This window comes from Methylotuvimicrobium buryatense 5G, assembly GCF_000341735.1.
GTDB lineage: Bacteria > Pseudomonadota > Gammaproteobacteria > Methylococcales > Methylomonadaceae > Methylotuvimicrobium > Methylotuvimicrobium buryatense.
In genome coordinates this window covers 2,073,304-2,091,702 of the sequence record NZ_KB455575.1, presented here as the reverse complement: position 1 = coordinate 2,091,702, position 18,399 = coordinate 2,073,304, and the positions used below count along the sequence as shown (strand labels likewise).

At 50.7% G+C, this 18,399-nt stretch carries 16 protein-coding genes; 5 read left to right on the top strand and 11 right to left on the bottom strand.

Annotated features, from left to right (window positions below; all coding sequences use genetic code 11):
* From coaD to METBU_RS0109270, 4 genes are all read right to left on the bottom strand, one after another.
* Positions 1 to 486 (bottom strand): pantetheine-phosphate adenylyltransferase, encoded by a 486-nt coding sequence (gene coaD / locus METBU_RS0109285; RefSeq protein WP_017840356.1) that lies wholly within the window; start codon positions 484 to 486, stop codon positions 1 to 3.
* A 337-nt stretch (positions 487 to 823) separates the two neighbouring features.
* Positions 824 to 2,131, bottom strand: coding sequence for a citrate synthase (locus METBU_RS0109280; protein ID WP_017840355.1), 1,308 nt, complete (start codon positions 2,129 to 2,131; stop codon positions 824 to 826).
* 204 nt (positions 2,132 to 2,335) lie between these two features.
* Positions 2,336 to 4,906, bottom strand: coding sequence for a bifunctional aconitate hydratase 2/2-methylisocitrate dehydratase (acnB, locus tag METBU_RS0109275; RefSeq protein ID WP_017840354.1), 2,571 nt, complete (start codon positions 4,904 to 4,906; stop codon positions 2,336 to 2,338).
* Positions 4,907 to 5,250: 344 nt separating this feature from the next.
* Positions 5,251 to 6,261: an isocitrate/isopropylmalate dehydrogenase family protein gene (locus METBU_RS0109270; protein ID WP_017840353.1), complete on the bottom strand. Its 1,011-nt coding sequence runs from the start codon at positions 6,259 to 6,261 to the stop codon at positions 5,251 to 5,253.
* A gap of 372 nt (positions 6,262 to 6,633) precedes the next feature.
* Here METBU_RS0109270 and METBU_RS0109265 point away from each other — a divergent pair, with 372 nt between their 5' ends.
* A complete protein-coding gene (locus METBU_RS0109265; protein WP_026130118.1) occupies positions 6,634 to 7,224 on the top strand; it encodes a Uma2 family endonuclease in 591 nt (196 codons plus the stop codon).
* Positions 7,225 to 7,232: 8 nt separating this feature from the next.
* Here METBU_RS0109265 and gloB read toward each other — a convergent pair whose 3' ends face one another.
* On the bottom strand, positions 7,233 to 7,997 hold the full coding sequence (gene gloB / locus METBU_RS0109260) for a hydroxyacylglutathione hydrolase (RefSeq protein WP_017840351.1): 765 nt from the start codon (positions 7,995 to 7,997) through the stop codon (positions 7,233 to 7,235).
* Between the two features lie 110 nt (positions 7,998 to 8,107).
* Positions 8,108 to 9,091: a hydrolase gene (locus METBU_RS0109255; RefSeq protein WP_017840350.1), complete on the bottom strand. Its 984-nt coding sequence runs from the start codon at positions 9,089 to 9,091 to the stop codon at positions 8,108 to 8,110.
* A gap of 169 nt (positions 9,092 to 9,260) precedes the next feature.
* On the opposite strand from METBU_RS0109255, the gene METBU_RS0109250 reads away from it, so the two are divergent.
* From METBU_RS0109250 to METBU_RS23825, 4 genes are all read left to right on the top strand, one after another.
* Entirely contained in the window at positions 9,261 to 9,665 is a 405-nt protein-coding gene (locus METBU_RS0109250) for a hypothetical protein (RefSeq protein ID WP_017840349.1), read from the top strand.
* 326 nt (positions 9,666 to 9,991) lie between these two features.
* Complete coding sequence (gene ggt / locus METBU_RS0109245) at positions 9,992 to 11,677, top strand: gamma-glutamyltransferase (RefSeq protein WP_014149333.1); 1,686 nt, start codon at positions 9,992 to 9,994, stop codon at positions 11,675 to 11,677.
* A complete protein-coding gene (locus tag METBU_RS0109240; protein WP_017840348.1) occupies positions 11,670 to 12,368 on the top strand; it encodes a 4'-phosphopantetheinyl transferase family protein in 699 nt (232 codons plus the stop codon). Before ggt ends, METBU_RS0109240 begins: the two co-directional genes overlap by 8 nt.
* Positions 12,365 to 12,829 carry a DUF192 domain-containing protein gene (locus METBU_RS23825; protein WP_017840347.1) on the top strand — a complete coding sequence of 155 codons (465 nt, stop codon included), beginning with the start codon at positions 12,365 to 12,367 and terminating at the stop codon, positions 12,827 to 12,829. The genes METBU_RS0109240 and METBU_RS23825 overlap by 4 nt, the downstream gene beginning before the upstream one ends.
* A 588-nt stretch (positions 12,830 to 13,417) precedes the next feature.
* Here the strand turns inward: METBU_RS23825 and METBU_RS0109230 are convergent.
* The 5 genes from METBU_RS0109230 to aceF form a co-directional block, all read right to left on the bottom strand.
* The gene (locus tag METBU_RS0109230) at positions 13,418 to 13,609 is read right to left on the bottom strand and encodes a hypothetical protein (RefSeq protein WP_017840346.1); all 192 of its coding nucleotides are present in this window, start codon (positions 13,607 to 13,609) and stop codon (positions 13,418 to 13,420) included.
* Positions 13,609 to 13,812 carry a hypothetical protein gene (locus tag METBU_RS0109225; protein ID WP_017840345.1) on the bottom strand — a complete coding sequence of 68 codons (204 nt, stop codon included), beginning with the start codon at positions 13,810 to 13,812 and terminating at the stop codon, positions 13,609 to 13,611. Before METBU_RS0109225 ends, METBU_RS0109230 begins: the two co-directional genes overlap by 1 nt.
* Positions 13,813 to 14,209: 397 nt before the next feature.
* Positions 14,210 to 14,794, bottom strand: coding sequence for a phosphoribosylglycinamide formyltransferase (gene purN / locus METBU_RS0109220; RefSeq protein WP_017840344.1), 585 nt, complete (start codon positions 14,792 to 14,794; stop codon positions 14,210 to 14,212).
* Positions 14,795 to 15,550: 756 nt separating this feature from the next.
* Positions 15,551 to 16,990: a dihydrolipoyl dehydrogenase gene (gene lpdA, locus METBU_RS0109215; protein ID WP_017840343.1), complete on the bottom strand. Its 1,440-nt coding sequence runs from the start codon at positions 16,988 to 16,990 to the stop codon at positions 15,551 to 15,553.
* Positions 16,991 to 17,090: 100 nt separating this feature from the next.
* Entirely contained in the window at positions 17,091 to 18,395 is a 1,305-nt protein-coding gene (gene aceF / locus METBU_RS0109205; RefSeq protein WP_017840341.1) for a dihydrolipoyllysine-residue acetyltransferase, read from the bottom strand.
* Positions 18,396 to 18,399: the final 4 nt, after the last annotated feature.

Sequence of the window (18,399 nt, the reverse complement as noted above, 5' to 3'; positions counted from 1 at the left end):
TTACTCCTGACTAAATTTCTTGATCAAACTTTGTTTAACGATATCGGGCACGAAGCTGGATACGTCGCCATTGAGGCGCGCGATTTCCTTGATCATGCTCGACGATATGAATTCGTATTGTTCGGCCGGCGTTAAGAAAACCGTTTCGAGATCGGGAGAAAGCCGCCGGTTCATGCCGGCCAATTGAAATTCGTATTCGAAATCGGAAACCGCTCTTAGGCCTCTGATGATGACATGGGCGCCTTGTTCTTTGGCGCAATCGACCAATAGGTTGCCGAATCCGATAACCGATACGTTTTCGAAGTCTTCAGTCACAGCCTTAGCTAGCGCGACACGCTCGTCGATCGTAAATAATGGCGATTTTGTCGTACCGACCGCGATTGCAACGATAATCTTGTCGTACAGCTTAGCAGCCCGAGCAATCAAGTCCAGATGCCCTGCGGTCACGGGGTCGAAAGTACCCGGATAGATTGCGGTGATGTTCATGATTAAGCCAAAACGATGAAAAAAGTAGCGGATTATAACGTTTTAAGGGGATTTTTTCATCTGTTTGTGTTTTCCCCAGCAATTCCCAAATTGGAGATCAAAAAGGGTGTGGGGTATGCTTGGCGAGGATGTCGGCAGCAGGGCAGGTTTTTGCTCCTCGGCAATTGCTCCTGCATTGCCCTACTACACGCCATCCTTGGCGTAATGCAAAATCTGCATTCACGCCATCCTTGGCGGTCGAGCTGCCGTCGAGCCTGCATGGACGTATTCACGGCGTCCTTTGACGGGCCCCCGGTGCCGAATTTTGATCTACGATGAGTATATTTATCGCGAAATCCTAACGTCTATGCAAAGGCATAAATTCCCTCTGCGGAGGACCGACATATAATTGCCTAGGTCGACCGATAACATTGCCGGTGTCCGCGGTCATTTCCAGCCAATGCGCGACCCATCCGGCAGTGCGTGCTATTGCGAACATCACGGTAAACATATCGACTGGAATACCTAGCGCTTTGTAGATGATGCCGGAATAAAAATCGACATTGGGATAGAGTTTTTTCTCGATGAAATAATCATCTTGCAAGGCATATTCTTCCAATGCCATCGCCAAATCGAAAAGCGGGTCGGGCTGGCAAGATTTTCTCAACACGTCATGACAGGTTTGACGAATAATCGTTGCGCGCGGATCGAAATTTTTATAAACACGGTGACCGAAGCCCATCAAGCGGAACGGATCATCCTTATCCTTTGCTTTGGCGATGTATTCCGGTATCCGCTCCACCGTACCGATTTCCTTAAGCATGCTCAACACCGCCTCATTCGCGCCACCATGCGCGGGCCCCCACAATGCAGCAATACCGGCCGCTATGCAGGCATAAGGATTGGCGCCTGTACTTCCGGCCAGTCGAACCGTCGACGTGCTTGCGTTTTGCTCGTGATCGGCATGCAAAATGAACAATAGATTCAATGCTTTTACAGCAGTTTCATCAATCGCACGCGCTTGTTCTAAAAAACGTTTTTCCGGACGCGAGAACATCATATTTAAAAAATTCTCACAATAATCCAAATCGACACGGGGATAAACGAACGGCGCGCCGATTGAATGCCTGTAACAAGCAGCAGCAATGGCCGGAATCTTTGCAATCATTCGGGTCGCGCAAATGTAGCGATTATCCGGATCGGTAACATCCAAGTCGCTATGATAGAACGCCGATAACGAACCGACGACACCGACCATCATCGCCATAGGATGGGCATCGTAATGAAATCCGTCGAAAAAAACGCGCAGAGATTCGTGTAATACGGCTCTGTCGTCAATCTCGAATTTAAAATGATTAAGTTCTTGCTCGTTCGGCAATTCGCCATGAATCAATAGATAAGCTACTTCCAAAAAGCTGCAGTTTTCAGCCAATTCCTCAATGGGATACCCGCGATACAGCAAGATGCCTTGTTCTCCATCGATGTAAGTAATTGCACTTTTACAACTTGCAGTCGATACAAAACCGGGATCGAACGTAAAATAACCCAGATCGTTTTTCAGTGCCCTAACATCGACAGTAGGGTTTCCGAGGGTACCTTTCAGCAATGGATATTCGACTTCCTTTCCGGTCGAATTGTCTGTAATTGTTAAGGTATCTTTTGACATGATGATCGCCTGTTAATTTTCCTTGTCGGTTTTAACAAAGAATCTGTGAGGATAAAAGCTCGATATAAATGTCGAGCCAAGGAGTAACCAGTGCGCTGACATCGCAGACCGATTTGGGACGCCGAAGCGTCCCTATCTAGGCTCCCACGCGGGGCGTGGAAACCATTTGGAGGAAGTAATTTTAGACCAAATCTTAATTAAAACTTAATCGCTCAATTCAACCGTTTCAGCTTTTTCCCGGTAGCTGTCAAGCCGATCGAAATTCAAGTACCGATAGGTATCATCCGCAGTTTCGTCGATCGTTTGCGCGTATTGCATGTACTCATCCATAGTCGGAATCTTGCCGAGAATCGAACATACTGCCGCTAATTCGGCCGATGCCAGAAACACATTGGCGCCGTTACCCAAGCGGTTCGGGAAGTTTCGTGTCGATGTCGACACGACAGTCGCATTGTCGGCGACTCGCGCCTGATTGCCCATACACAGCGAACAGCCCGGCATTTCCATTCGTGCGCCGGAACGGCCGAAGATACCGTAATAACCTTCCTCGGTCAGCTGCGACTGATCCATTTTAGTCGGCGGCGACATCCAGAGCTTGGTCGGCAATTGCTCCTTATGCTTATCGAGCAATTTGCCGGCCGCACGGAAATGGCCGATATTGGTCATGCAGGAACCGACAAACACCTCATCGATTTTAGTGCCGGCGACTTCCGACAACGGCTTGACATCGTCCGGGTCGTTCGGGCACGCGAGCAGCGGTTCTTTGATTTCGGACATATCGATTTCGATCGTTTCGAAATATTCGGCATCGGCATCGGGTTCGAGCAACACGGGATTTGCCAGCCACTCTTCCATCGCCTTGATGCGGCGACTGATCGTGCGCGCATCGCCGTAGCCTTCCGACAACATCCATTTGAGCAGCGTGATATTCGAATTGAGATATTCGCGGATCGGCGCTTCGCTCAACCGAATCGTGCATCCGCCGGCAGAACGCTCGGCCGACGCATCCGACAGCTCGAAGGCCTGCTCGACCTTCAAATCAGGCAAACCTTCGATTTCGAGAATCCGGCCCGAAAAAACGTTTTTCTTGCCTTTCTTTTCGACCGTTAACAAGCCTTTTTGAATCGCCGCATACGGAATCGCATTGACCAGATCGCGTAACGTGATGCCTGGCTGCATTTCGCCGGTAAAACGCACCAGCACCGACTCCGGCATATCGAGCGGCATCACGCCGGTTGCCGCCGCGAACGCAACCAACCCGGAGCCGGCCGGAAACGAAATGCCGATCGGGAAACGCGTATGCGAATCGCCGCCGGTTCCCACTGTATCGGGCAGCAGCATGCGGTTCAGCCAGGAATGAATGATACCGTCGCCGGGCCGCAATGACACGCCGCCGCGATTCATGATGAAATCGGGCAAGGTATGCTGCATTTCGACGTCGACCGGTTTCGGATAGGCCGCGGTATGGCAAAACGATTGCAGAACCAGATCGGCCGAAAAACCGAGACAAGCCAAATCCTTCAATTCGTCGCGCGTCATCGGCCCGGTGGTATCCTGAGAACCCACCGTCGTCATATGCGGTTCGCAGTAATTATCAGGCCTAATACCCTTAACGCCGCAAGCTTTGCCGACGATTTTTTGCGCGAGTGTAAAGCCTTTGCCGGAATCGGCCGGATCGACCGGACGTTTGAACACAGTCGATGGCTTCAAGTCCAAAGCCTTACGCGCGCGATCGGTCAAGCCGCGACCGATGATCAAAGGAATGCGCCCGCCCGCTCTGACTTCATCGAGTATCACATCGGTTTTCAATGAAAACTCGGCAATCACCTCTTCACTATCATGCCGTTTAACCACGCCAAGATAAGGATAAATATCGATGACATCACCCATATCCATGTTGCTAACATCGCATTCGAAAGGCAACGCTCCCGAGTCTTCCATCGTGTTGAAAAAGATCGGCGCGATCTTGCCGCCGATACAAACACCGCCTTCGCGCTTGTTCGGCACATAAGGGATGTCGCGTCCGGTAAACCATAGCACCGAGTTAGTCGCCGATTTTCGCGACGACCCTGTGCCGACAACATCACCGACATAGGCGACCGGAAAGCCTTTTTGCTTCAGTTCCTCGATTTGTCGTTCGGCATTGGTGATGCCTTCGCGCGGCATTTTCAGCATTGCCTTAGCATGCAAAGGGATGTCCGGACGAGACCAAGCATCGGGCGCCGGCGACAGATCGTCGGTATTGGTTTCTCCGACGACCTTAAACACGGTCACGGTCAGTTTTTCGGGGACTTTGGGTTTGCTCGTGAACCATTCGGCTTCTGCCCAAGAATTCAAGACCTGTTTCGCGAAGGCATTACCGGCATCGGCTTTTTCCTGGACATCGTGGAAGGCATCGAAGACCAACAGGGTGTGCGAAAGTCCTTTTGCGGCAATCGGCGCCAGCTCGGCGCTATCGAGCAATTCGATCAACGGCGCGACATTGTAGCCGCCGAGCATCGTGCCTAATAACTCGGCCGCTTCTTCCCGCGTCAATATGGGCGACACGACTTCAGCCTTTGCGATTGCCGTGAGAAATCCGGCCTTGACATAGGCGGCTTCGTCGACGCCGGCCGGAATGCGGTTTGCCAACAAATCCAGCAGAAATGCTTCCTCTCCGGCCGGCGGATTTTTGATCAATTCGACGAGGCTCGCAACTTGCTCGGCATTCAACGGTTTGGGAACGACGCCTTCGGCAGCTCGTTCCTCGACATGTTTACGGTATTCTTGCAACATAGTGAAACCTTAAAAATCAGTTAATTTGGTAAACGGCAGGGCTATTCGTATAAGTGATCGAATAACCTTTACTAGTCAAATTTCGGCGCCGGGGTGCCCGTCAAAGGACGCCGTGAATACGTCCATGTAGGTTCTATAACAGTATCCATGCTGTCAAAGCCCTTGCCGAACACCCCGACACCTCCATACGCTAATGCCGAAACTTGAAGTGCGATAGGTATAAATGAGGATTGGGTTGGATGAATTTTTGCAACCCAACGCCGACCATAATCTTGACTCAAAAGCCCTCGGCATCATCCATCAACGATCCTTGTTTCAGGATTAGTCCGACTTGCGATTAAGGTTTATGCCATCGCGTCGATGATCGCCTGCCCCATGACATCGGTGCCGACACCGGCATTGGAATTCAGATCAGGTGTGACATATTTGCCTTCGGCAATGACTTTCTCCAAAGCCGTTTTAACTTTGTTAGCCGCCTCATGTTCATGCAAGTGATCCAACATCATGACTCCTGCCATGATCACGGCCGTCGGATTTGCGATATTCTTATCGGCAATATCCGGCGCGCTACCGTGAACTGCTTCGAACAAGGCTGCATCGGCACCGATGTTCGCCCCCGGAATCAAACCGAGACCGCCGACTAAGCCGGCGGTCAAATCAGATAAAATATCGCCGAACATATTCGTCGTCACTACCACATCGAATTGTTGCGGATTCATTACCATGTGCATGCAGGTTGCATCGATGATCTTGCTATCGAATTCGATATCGGGATAACGCGCGGCGACTTCCTTTGCCGTTTCCAAGAACAGGCCTTGCGTGTATTTCAAAATATTGGCCTTATGGCAGACCGTAACTTTCTTGCGGTTATTGTCCCTCGCGTATTTGAAGGCATATTCGACGATACGCTCGGAACCGTGGCGGGTTACGACGGCCAGACTTTCGGCAATATCTCTTTTGCTGGTGAGATAATGCTCGAGTCCGGCATACAATCCTTCGGTATTTTCCCTAACGATCACGATATCGATATCGCTGTAACGAGTCTGAACGCCGGCCCAACTTTTCGCCGGACGCACATTCGCATAAAGATCGTATTTCTTACGCAATTCGACATTGATGCTTCTAAAGCCTTCGCTGACCGCTGTTGTCAGAGGTCCCTTAAAAGCCACTCGGTTCCTATCGATCGACTCAAGTGTCGCATCGGGAATCGGTGTGCCGAATTTATTAAACGCGGCCATGCCGGCATCGGCTTCTTCCCAATGAATTTTGGCGCCGGAAGCATCGATGATTTTAACCGCTTGGTCCATAATGGAAGGACCGATACCATCACCTTTAATCAAAGTGACATTATGCATTTGTTATCTCCATTTAAAAAAATCACAGTAATGAGAAGATTTTGAGGTATAACTATACATCAAGCCGGGTACTTACTAAAAACGGATATTCCGAAATCCGGCATTATATCTTTCGCACTTCAAATTTCGGCAGTGCCTGAGGAGGCGCCTGGGTGTCCGGTCGATTTTCGCTCCTGCAAAATCGACATTCACGCCATCCATGGCGTTCATAAAGGCTTTGCCAGCATGGAGCTGGCATAGAGCCTACATGGACGTATTCACGGCGTCCTTTAGCGGACACCCAGGCGCCGAATTTTGATCTACGACGGGTATAACGCTACGAAAGACCATAAAATCGACAACCGGACTAAACCAGCCTTCAACAGAAAGCCGATGAATTTAGCAATAAAGAAATCCGATCATTTTAGTTATGCCGATTATGTCAATTGGCAAACGGAGCAACGCTACGAGTTAATCGACGGCGAGGCGTTTATGATGGCTCCCGCGCCTGATTTGGCCCATCAGGATATTGCCGGAGAAATTTACCGTCAAATTGCAAATAGCTTAGAAGGTAAAACATGCCGGCCCTTCATCGCACCGGTCGATGTGCGTTTGCCGAAACATGACGAAGCCGACGAGCGTATCGACACTGTCGTGCAACCGGACGTGTTCGTCGTGTGCGATACCGCCAAATTGGATCGCCGCGGCGTACTCGGGCCGCCGGACTGGATCATCGAAGTCTTGTCGCCGTCCACTGCCGGCCACGACCAAATCCGGAAATTAAGTCTATACGAACGCTCTGGCGTCAAAGAATATTGGCTAGTTCACCCGATCGATCGAATATTGACTGTTTACCGTTTATGCGACGGTAAATACGGAAAACCGGAAATATTCGAATTGCAAGGCGCTACATCATCGAGGAGCTTGCCAGAAGTCGTCATAGAGTGGGACGAACTGGCGGCACGCTTACCGACCGAATATTGACCCAGGCGTCAAAACACGTCTTTTCTCGATCTCAATTCCGTAAATACAGCCAGGGGCTGTCGTGTTTCCATTGCGATAGCCGCCTTCAAAGCTTCGACATCTGCTCTAAAAAAAGGATTGGTCGCTACTTCCTCTTCGATCGAAAAAGGAACGGTAGGTTGATCCGACTCTCTCATACGACGAACCTCGGCCATTCTTTGATGCAACACGGTATTATCGGGTTCGACGGTCAATGCAAAACGGCCGTTATTCAACGTATATTCATGTGCGCAATAAACGCGTGTTACGGAAGGCAATGCTCTTAACTTTTGCAAGGAATGCCACATTTGTTCGGCGGTGCCTTCGAATAAACGCCCGCAGCCCATCGCAAATAAGGTATCGCCGCAAAACAAAATACCGTCCTCGGCCGAATAATAAACGATATGGCCCAAAGTATGACCCGGCGTTTCGATAATTTGGAAAACGGAGTTTCCTAAACGAAAATGACCGCCGTCTGACAATTCGATATCGATGCCCGGAATGCGGTGTTTATCCGCTTTCGCACCGACAATTTGGCATCCGGTCTGTTTCTTGAGCTCGCGGTTCCCGCCGACATGATCGCCATGATGATGAGTGTTTAAGATAAAATCGAGCCGCCAACCCTGTTCGGCTATGGCATCCAGCACTGGTCCTGCAACAGCAGGATCGACCGCTGCCGTTAATCCGGACGCAACGTCTTTTGCCAGGTAGATATAATTGTCGTTTAAGACCGGGATTTGAATAACCGTTAACATGGCATCAACCTCTAAAATGATTAGGATTTCGCGATAAACATGAGCTTTGAGCGATATCGAGGATTCGGTTACCCCACATCAAAATAAGGCCATTATTGACAACCAAACCCTTAAGAGAAACCTTGTTCGGCTATAAAACGCGGGATGCGCCGCTCAAGCCAATACTTAGGTTTTAGAGGGTTACGACCTTCCACAAAACCCACATGCCCTCCTCCGGGAGTGACTTCCAAGATCACGTTCGGCGATAATTCGTCAGGAGTAGGCAACACAGCCGGCGTCATGAAAGGATCGTCGAATGCTTGAATCAATAAGGTCGGCACCCGGATAGCTTTAAGATATTGCCTCGAGCTCGAGCGCCGGTAATAATCATGAACATCCTCGAATCCATGCAGTCTGGCCACAACCCGATCGTCATATTGCCAAAACGATTTTACCGAGGATAAATCGCCCAAGCGTTGAATTTTGTCGGCCTCTTCATGATGCCCGATGCCGATTAAATAGTTGAGCTTCGTATCGAGATATTCTTTCAACTCCAATAATAAGCGGTCGCGGTAAATTTTAGAAAATCCGCTATCTAATTTTGTCGCGCAAATATTCAAGACCAAAGGCACCGATACGGCAACCGCTGCCGAGAGCGTCACGTTACTACCCTGTTCGCCCAACCATTTTAGCAAGACATTACCGCCCAACGAGAATCCGACTGCCGCCAAAGGCGTCTCCGGCTCACGTTGGCGAAGGATTCGATAGAGGAAATCGATGTCCTCGGTATCGCCTGAATGATAACAACGAGCCAATTGATTCGGCTCGCCGCTACAACCGCGAAAATTGAGCGCTGCACTTCGCCAACCTTGTTGCCAAAAAACGGACTGCAACCCCTTTATATAACCCGATTGAGAACTTCCGGTCAGTCCGTGTAATAGTATGATCAAAGGGCTGCGGCCTTCTCCGCAAAAATCGATGTCGATGAAATCGTTATCCGGCGTCGCAAGCCTCTCGCGTCTGATGTTTAGAGTTATTGCCGGCTTTCTGAGCAAAGCCGGATATACGGTTTGCAAATGGGCGGTCTTTAGCCACCACGGAGGTTGGTAGGTCATGAAAACAAGAGTATAAAGCAATCAAATACCGAACTTGGTTGCTGTAATGTTATCATCCATTTTCGTAAAATCATCCCAAAGCACGAACACACCTTTATTTTGACTAAACTCCGATACATGACCCTGTTTTTCATCGTAAACGGAAAACTCAACGACACAAGGTTATACCATGACAAAAAAAGCACGAATTTATCTTGCGGCATTCGCGTTCTTGCCGATATCAGGCCACGCTCAATTCGGTAATATGAACGAAGCGCAAATGCAGCAAATGATGCAACAGGGCCTTAAAATGCAAGAATGTTTCGGTCAGATTGATCCTTCAGCGATGGAACGGCTTTCCGAACGCGGCCAATCGATCGATGCCGAAATAACGGCACTGTGCCGCGCCGGCAATCGCGACCAAGCGCAAAGCAAAGCAATGGCATTTGCCCGTGAGATGGCAAACGACCCGGCTATTCATGCAATGAAAAAATGCGGAGAAGGCATGGCCGATATGTTGCCTAAAATAGTCACAGAATCTGAAGACTATGATAATCCGGAAACTTCAAGCCGTCATATTTGCGACAATCGCTAAGGCACCGAAATTTCAGCAATTCCCAGTTTGAGCGGTTTCGCCGATTTTAGGGTGTGGGGTATGCCTGTCGATGAACCCTGTGAGCCCATCCATGGGGGGGCAGATCGAAAGCCAAGGATGGCGTGAATGCAGATTTTGCATGGAGCAAAAATCTGCCCTGCTGCCGATATCCTCGCCAAGCACGCTTCTCGCCCTTGTTGATTTCCAAATTGGGAATTGCTGCCGAAATTTGACTAGCAAGGGTATACACCCTTTAGTGACGTTCTTGCGTTACGAAAAAAACCTGCGCTTTTGTGCACGACCAATGAAACCCCAAGGAGACGATTTTGAAATTAGCAAAAACACCGGTCGTTGCCGTTCTGGCCGTATTCCTGACGCTGTCGGCTATTACCGGCCATACGACGGAAAACAAAGTCGCAGTCGCCAGCGCGCATCCGTTGGCGAGCCATGCCGCGCTGGAAATGATTGGTCGGGGCGGCAATGCTTTCGATGCCGCGGTTGCGATCGGCGCGGTATTGGCCGTGGTCGAACCGGCCGGTTCCGGATTGGGCGGCGGCGGTTTTTGGTTGTTGCACCGCGCTTCCGACGGTTTCGAAACGATGCTGGACGGACGGGAAACAGCACCGCTGGCCGCGCACCAAGACATGTATCTCGACGCCGAAGGCAGGGTCATACCGGGGCTATCGATCGACGGGCCCCTGTCGGCCGGTATTCCAGGCGTCCCTGCGGCCTTGGTTCACTTGGCCGAGCATTACGGCAAATTACCCTTGTCGGCTTCGCTGCAACCGGCGATTCGTTATGCGCGCGACGGTTTTATCATCGGCGAACGCTATCGCCGTCTGCTGTCATTTCGCTTACCGCAAATCCAGTCATCGCCGGCGGCGGCCGCGATATTTCTCGATAACGGCCGAGTACCCGACCCCGGTTGGACCTTGCGTCAACCCGATTTAGCGAAGACTTTACAGCGGCTCGCCGACTTCGGAGCAGCCGGATTTTACGCCGGCGAAACGGCGGAAAAACTGTTGAAATCGGTCAAAGCAGCCGGCGGTATTTGGAGTCAACAAGATCTCGATAATTACCGGGTAGTCGAAAGAGAGCCTGTCAAAGGGACTTATCGCGGCATTCGAATAACCGGCGCGGCGCTGCCGTCGGCCGGCGGCATCGGCTTGGTGCAAGCCTTGAATATCCTGACCGAATACGATTTGACCGCAATCGATGCAGTCACCCGCAAACATTTGGTGACCGAAGCATTGCGCCGGGTCTATCATGACCGGGCTTTGTACTTGGGCGATCCCGATTTTATCGATGTTCCGGTCTCGCGCTTAATCAATCCCGATTATGCGGCCGGCCTCAGAAGTACGATTCGTAAGGATAGGTCTTTGCCGAGCGTGATGCTCTCGGGAGATATTCCGGAACAAGCCGGCGGCGACAACACGACGCATTTTTCGGTGATGGACGGCGAAGGCAACCGGGTTGCCGCTACCTTGAGCGTTAACTATCCGTTCGGCTCCGGGTTCGTGGCCGAAGGTACCGGCGTGATATTGAACGACGAAATGGACGACTTCGATAGCCGGCCAGGCGCTGTGAACGTATACGGCTTGATCGGCGGATTGCCGAATGCAATAGCGCCCGGTAAGCGTATGCTGTCGAGCATGTCGCCGACTTTTCTCGAAGACGACGAGCGCATCGCGGTATTGGGAACGCCGGGCGGTAGTCGTATTATTTCGATGGTCTTGCTGGGAATATTGGACTTTGCCGACGGTAACGGCCCGGATTCCTGGGTGAGCGTACCGCGTTATCATCACCAATATATTCCCGATGCCGTGCAATACGAACCCGGCGGCTTGTCCTCTGAAGAATTGCAAGGTCTTGAAAAATTGGGTCATCGGTTACGCGAAACATCCTACCGGTACGGCGATATGCAAGCGCTGCAATGGCATAAGCGGGAAGGCCGTTTCAGTGCCGCGAGCGACCCTCGTGGCGAAGGTCTGGCGGTGATTCGCAATGACTGAAGCGACTCTGAAACCCGGCTGCATCGAAATAGAATACGGCAAGCTTTATAGTATAAATGTATTGAATCGAAACTATTATGACATGCTGAGCGACAGCGAACGGTCGAATGCGATGCAGCGGCGCACGGCCGAAATGCAAAACCGCTATGTCGAGATTCATGCAAAAAAACGTCTGGCGTTGTCCGAACTCTTGAAATGTAAACCCGAAGCCCTCGTTTTTGCGGCCGGGGCGAACGGCAAGCCTTATTTACCCGATTATCCGGAATGGACATTCAATCTGTCGCATTCGGGCGATTATTTCGCGTTGGCCGTGGCTCGGAGTTGCCGCTTGGGTATCGATCTCGAGGCGGCGAGAAGCCGGTCGAATCTGACCGGTATCGTTAAGAAATGTTTTGCGATCGAAGAGATAGCATACTGGGAAGCATTGCCGGAAGAGGATAGAATTTCCGCGTTTTACCGTTTTTGGACGCGTAAGGAAGCCTTCGTGAAAGCGACCGGCCGAGGCATAGCCTTGGGTTTGAATCGTTGCGTGGTCGATCCGAGCGAGCCCGGACGGATGTTGCGAGTGCCCGAAGAATTCGCGCCGGCATCGGACTGGCGGATTGCCTGCAACGATTGGAAACGTGACATTTTTTGCGCGGTCGTGATCGATCGCGCTATCGAGAAAATTCAATGGCGAGAGATCGTATGAAAAAAATATTTCTTGGACTGACGGTTTGCTTATTTTGGCTGATCAGTGCCGAAGCTCAAGAACTTTATCCGGCCGAACGATTGGGCCGTGGCCGCTTGGTTTTCGAAAAGTCGCGACATGCGATCGAGCTCGAAGTGGCGATGACCGAAACCGCCCGGGCCAGAGGCTTGATGTTTCGCGAAGCGCTTGCCGAAAATACCGGCATGTTGTTTATACATCCCAAAGAAGACGTACTCGGGGTTTGGATGAAAAACACCAAGATTCCGTTGGATATTTTATTCATATCGCCGCAAGGTAAAATCGTATCGATTTTGCAGAATGTTCAACCTTGTATCACGACGGCTTGCGGGGTCTACGATTCGCGTGTCAAAGCCCTGTTCATGCTGGAGGTAAATGCGGGAACCGTCGAACGGTTGAAAATAATGCAAGGCGACCGGGTTTTGATTGAGTTGGAAGAATAGCGGAGCAGGGGAAAGGTGAAAGATGAAAGATGAAAGATGAAAGATGAAAGGTGAAAGGTGAAAGGTGAAAGGTGAAAGGGGCAAGATGAAAGGTGAATGTTTCGTAGTGTGCGCATCGCGCACATTTTTTTGAACCACGCTGAGTGTGAACCGGGGGTTATTCATACCAACATCGGCTAAAACGCAGCCTCGCTCCCACAGCGCACAGCGGCTTCGAATCCCTTGTGGGAGCGATCCCCAGATCGCGATTTCGAAGCCGTGAATGCTCATAAACAATAAGCGCTATCGAAGTCGCATTGGCTAAGATAGCAAGCCTTTCGTGACGCAGCAATTCCCAATTTGGAGATCAAAAAGGGTGTGGGGTATGCTTGGCGAGGATGTCGGCAGCGGGACAGATTTTTGCTCCTCGGCAATTGCTCCTGCATTGCCCTACTACACGCCATCCTTGGCGTAATGCAAAATCTGCATTCACGCCGTCCTTGGCGCTTAGCTGCCGCCAAGCCCCCATGGATGGGTTTACGGCGTTCCTCGACAGGCATACCCCACACCCTAAAATCGGCGAAACTGCTCAAACTGGGAATTGCTGGGTTATAGGTCTTGTTTAACATCTTCTTTTAAGTTGGGCCAATGACAGAATGCAAAAACCCATATCATGAAGATGTTAACGATCGGGACCAATAAACACAAAACCCAAGCCTTGTGAAGTCCGGCTTTGTCCATGATTTTCGTGCCTAGCCACATAACCAAGAGCACCATTAGCGCGATCAGAAAAACTTCCATCATGAACTCCTATCGTTTGTTTTTTGATTAGGCCATGGCAACAAGGCTAATTGTAAAAAAATCAATAGTAAGCCGAATCCCGGTAAAAAAACCAGTAATGCCCAGGCAGGATGAAAGCCGGCTTTTCGGTAAATCAACATCACGGGAATGACAATCATTAGCGCGACAATGATGATGCGTCCCATTTCAGGAAATACGTACATAAGCGTCTCCTTTTCGATATAGCGGCGATAGTACTACGACTTTTTAGTTAATGAAAGCCACTCGATTTATCTGATATTAAGAATTCAGATCCTTTTTTTACCAAGCAGGTGAAAGTGTTGTAGATCGTTCATGCTTAGACTTGGCTCAGCACGAACGGTCTACAATATACCCTTTGCTGGTCAAATTTCGGCGCCGGGGTGTCCGTCAAAGGACGCCGTGAAAACGTCCATGTAGGCTCTTTGACAGCATCCCTGCTGTCAAAGCCTTTGTCGCACACCCCGGCACCTCCATAGGCTAATGCCGAAAATTGAAGTGCGAAAGGTATACAAAGGGGAAGGCTAGCTTTAACTTGTTTTAAATACAGAGGGCTGAGCAATTTCCATGGCGGCGTTCGCGTTAAGTGTCGGTAGTCGCCAGGAGTTTATTGAGAGCATTGATATACAATTCACCCTCTATCGCGCGGACTCTTTGACCGAGCGATTCGACCGTGTCGCCGGATAACACAGGGACTTCTTTTTGTAGAAGCAACGGCCCTTCGTCATAGGCGTCGGTGACGAAATGTACTGTGGCGCCTGAGGCGGTTTCACCCGCTTGGAGAACGGCGGCATGCACAAAATCGCCATACATGCCTCGACCTCCGAATTTCGGCAGGAGAGACGGGTGAATGTTTAGTATTTTGCCGGAATAGGCCGATAATGTTTGCGGCCCGATTTTTTTCATGTAGCCGGATAATACGATCAATTCGGTCTCGGCGGACTGTAAGGCTTTTTTGATGGCTTGGTCTTCGTTGTCGGAGTGCGTTTTACTGCTGATATGGAAAACTTCGATGCCGTGAGTCAAGCACCAGTCATAAATTGCCGAATCTTTGTTGTTCGTGATTAATATGCCGATTTCAAACCCGGGCAATTCGCCGTGTTCGATCGTTTCGATGATTTTTCGTGCGGAGCTGCCGCCGTGTGAAGCTAAAAAGCTTATTTTCATAGATGTGATGATTTAACTAATGATTCGTAGGGCGCGCACCGCTAATTTTTTTAAGGCTTTCAACTGCTCTTTTTAGGTTTATGGCTTTATTCGTCATATCGGTATGGGTTGTCGATATCCTAGTTGCATGGATGTGAAGCTAAGTAACTGTCTAAAAACTATCTCCCGATTTTATCGGGTCCATTAGGCTAAACTTCGGAAAAAATAATGAATCTTAGCGAATTCGACCTCGATACCGTTTGTTGTTACTTAGCGCACCTTGCTCCGATTTCGCGATCTGGGGATCGCTCCCACAGAGCACCCGACGCTTTGTGGGAGCGACGCCTTCGTCGCGATTTCGAGGCCGAGAGCTTCAAACGACAATAATTGATGTCGAGGACTCATTGGCTAAGTATACCCTTTGCTAGTCAAATTTCGGCATCGGGGTGCCCGTCAAAGGACGCCGTGAATACGTCCATGTAGGCTCTATGACAGCATCCATGCTGCCAAAGCCTTTGCCGAACACCCCGACGCCTCCATACGCTAATGCCTAAGTTTGAAGTGCGATAGGTATAACTATTTAAAACCTGCCTCCCGATTTTATCGGGCGGAGTTACGTTAAACTTCGGTAAGTAAATGATGGACAGTTACTAAACATTGCCATCCGTGGCACTGGATTCCGCCAATCCCTGGCGGAATGACTCGTTCTTTTCTTAAGCTGGCGCTTATGCGGTACATATCCTACGAGGCTTTTTTGTCAAGCATTCTTTTGAGGAATCAACGTTTTTTGCCGAGATACAGGTCTGTGATCGTGCCGGCGACGACTTCGGATGCGAAAGCAAAGGTTTCCGATAAAGTCGGGTGCGGGTGAATCGTTAATGCGACGTCTTCGGCGTCAGCTCCCATTTCCAACGCCAATACGGCTTCGGCAATCAAATCGCCGGCATGCGGGCCGACGATGCCGGCACCGAGGATTCGGCCGGTTTCCTTGTCGCAAATGACTTTGGTCATGCCTTCGCTACGGCCCATGCTCAACGAGCGTCCGCTCGCGGCCCATGGGAATACGCCTTTGTCGATCTCTATGCCTTGTTCCTTCGCTTGGTTTTCGGTCAGTCCCATCCATGCGATTTCAGGGTCGGTATAGGCAACCGACGGAATCGTCAGTGCATCGAATGCGGCTTTGTGACCGGCGATGACTTCCGCGGCAATTTTACCCTCATAAGCGGCTTTATGCGCCAACATAGGATTACCGACGATGTCGCCGATCGCAAAGATGTGCGGGATATTTGTGCGCTGTTGTTTGTCGACTTCGATAAAGCCTTGTTCGGTGACTTGAATTCCGGCATTCTCGGCGCCGATTTTTTTGCCATTGGGTCGACGGCCCACGGCAACCAGCACGGCATCGAAAATCTCGGATTCGGGGGCTTTATCGCCTTCGAACGAGACCTTAAGGCCTTCTTCGAGGGCTTCGATTGCGGTCACGCGGGTTTCTGTCCAGATGGCTTCATATTGCTTTTTAATGCGGTTGTGTAACGGCCGAACCAGGTCTTTGTCGCAGCCGGGAATGATCTGATCCATTAATTCGACCACGCTGATTTTTGAGCCCAGGGCATGATAGACCGTTGCCATTTCCAGGCCGATGATGCCGCCGCCGACAATCAACAGTTTTTTCGGAATTTCGCGTAATTGGAGCGCTCCGGTCGAATCCCACAGACGCGGGTCGTCGTTCGGGAAAACCGGGATTTTCGTCGGCTCGGACCCGGCTGCGATAATGGCTTGATCGAAGCTAATCAATTGGGTGCCGTTTTCATTATCGACTTGCAATTGATTTTCCGATACGAACGAGCCGTTTCCTTGTATGCGCGTGATTTTTCGTTGTTTAACCAGGCCGTCCAAACCGTTATTCAGGCCTTTCGTAACGCTATCTTTCCAGCTCCTGATTTTATCCAGGTCGAATTTCGGTGCGCCGAAATCGACGCCATGGCCGGAAAACTCCTGTGCTTCATGAACGATTTGGGCCATGTGTAGCAGTGCTTTGGAAGGAATGCAGCCGACATTTAGGCATACGCCGCCCAATACCGGGTAGCGTTCGACGATGACGACTTGTTTGCCCAGGTCGGCCGCACGGAATGCGGCTGTATAACCGCCTGGGCCACCGCCGAGGACCAGGACTTCGGCATGGAGATTGGATTCGTTTGCAGCAGCATTTGCAGTCATGAGTATTCCTTATCAAGTATGCGTTTTGACGCCGAGCATCTTTTCGTCAATCGGTGTGTATCCGGCAAACGGTGCTCGACGTTTGAGTCTAGGCGCTTTTTTATAGTATCAACCGTCTGATATCGGTCAAAAAATCTGTTAATTTGACCATAAAACGAGCCGCTTCGGCACCATCGATGACTCGATGGTCATAGGTCATGTCCAGCGGTAGCATCAAACGCGGTTGGAATTCCTTACCGTCCCATACCGGCTGCATTTTGGCGCGCGTGACACCGAGTATCGCGACTTCCGGCGCGTTAACAATAGGTGTGAATGCGGTGCCGCCAATGCCTCCGAGACTGGAGATCGTCATTGAGCCGCCTTGCATTTCGTTCGGCATCAGTTTACCGGCACGAGCTTTTTCGCTCAATGTTGCCAGTTCAGCCGATAATTCATAAATGCTTTTTCGGTCGACGTCGCGCAGTACCGGGACGACAAGGCCGTTAGGCGTGTCGACGGCGATGCCTATGTGACAATATTTTTTCAGGATCAGGCTTGCGCCGTCCGGCGATAACGAGGCATTAAAATTCGGAAACTGTTTTAGCGCGTTTGCCAATGCCTTGATGATGAAGATCAAGCCGGTGACCTTAGCGTTTTGACTGTTTTCGGCATTGATTTGTTTGCGAAAGGCTTCCAATTCTGTGATATCGGCTTCGTCATGATGGGTCACCAATGGTAGGTTCAGCCAAACTCGGGTCATGTTTTGTCCGGTCAGGCGTTTGATTTTACTCAATGGCAAGACTTCAGTTTCGCCGAACTGCGAGAAATCCACGGCAGGTATCGGCGGTATGCCGGCTCCGGAAGATTTGATGCCTTCGCTGAGCGTTTGCTTGACATAGGCTTTGACGTCTTCTTTTAAAATGCGTCCTTTTCGGCCGCTGCCTTGTTTGATAAGACTCAGGTCGACGCCAAGTTCACGAGCGAATAAGCGAGTGGCCGGAGTTGCATGCGGAAGGTGTTGGCCGCTGGGTTCGTTATCGATCGGAGCGGCCGGAGCCGGAGCAGGGGATGCGGCTGCTGCCGGAGTGGCGCTTGTAACAGGCTTTGCTTCGGGAGCTGTGTCTTGCTCAGCCTCTTCCTCGGCTACCGATTCCGGTTCTGGTGCCGCTTCGTTTGCAGACGACTCGCTGATTTCGACGGTCGCGATGGTTACCCCTTGGGACACTTTGTCGCCGACTTTGATTTTTAGCTCTCGAACCGTGCCGGCGGTCGTTGACGGCATATCCATCGTGGCTTTGTCGCTTTCCAAGACGACTAAGGTCTGTTCGGTGACTATCGTATCGCCGGGTTGAACAAGAATTTCGACCACGTCGACTTCGCTGGAGCCGCCGAGGTCGGGTACTTTAATCTCAATCAATTCACTCATGTGC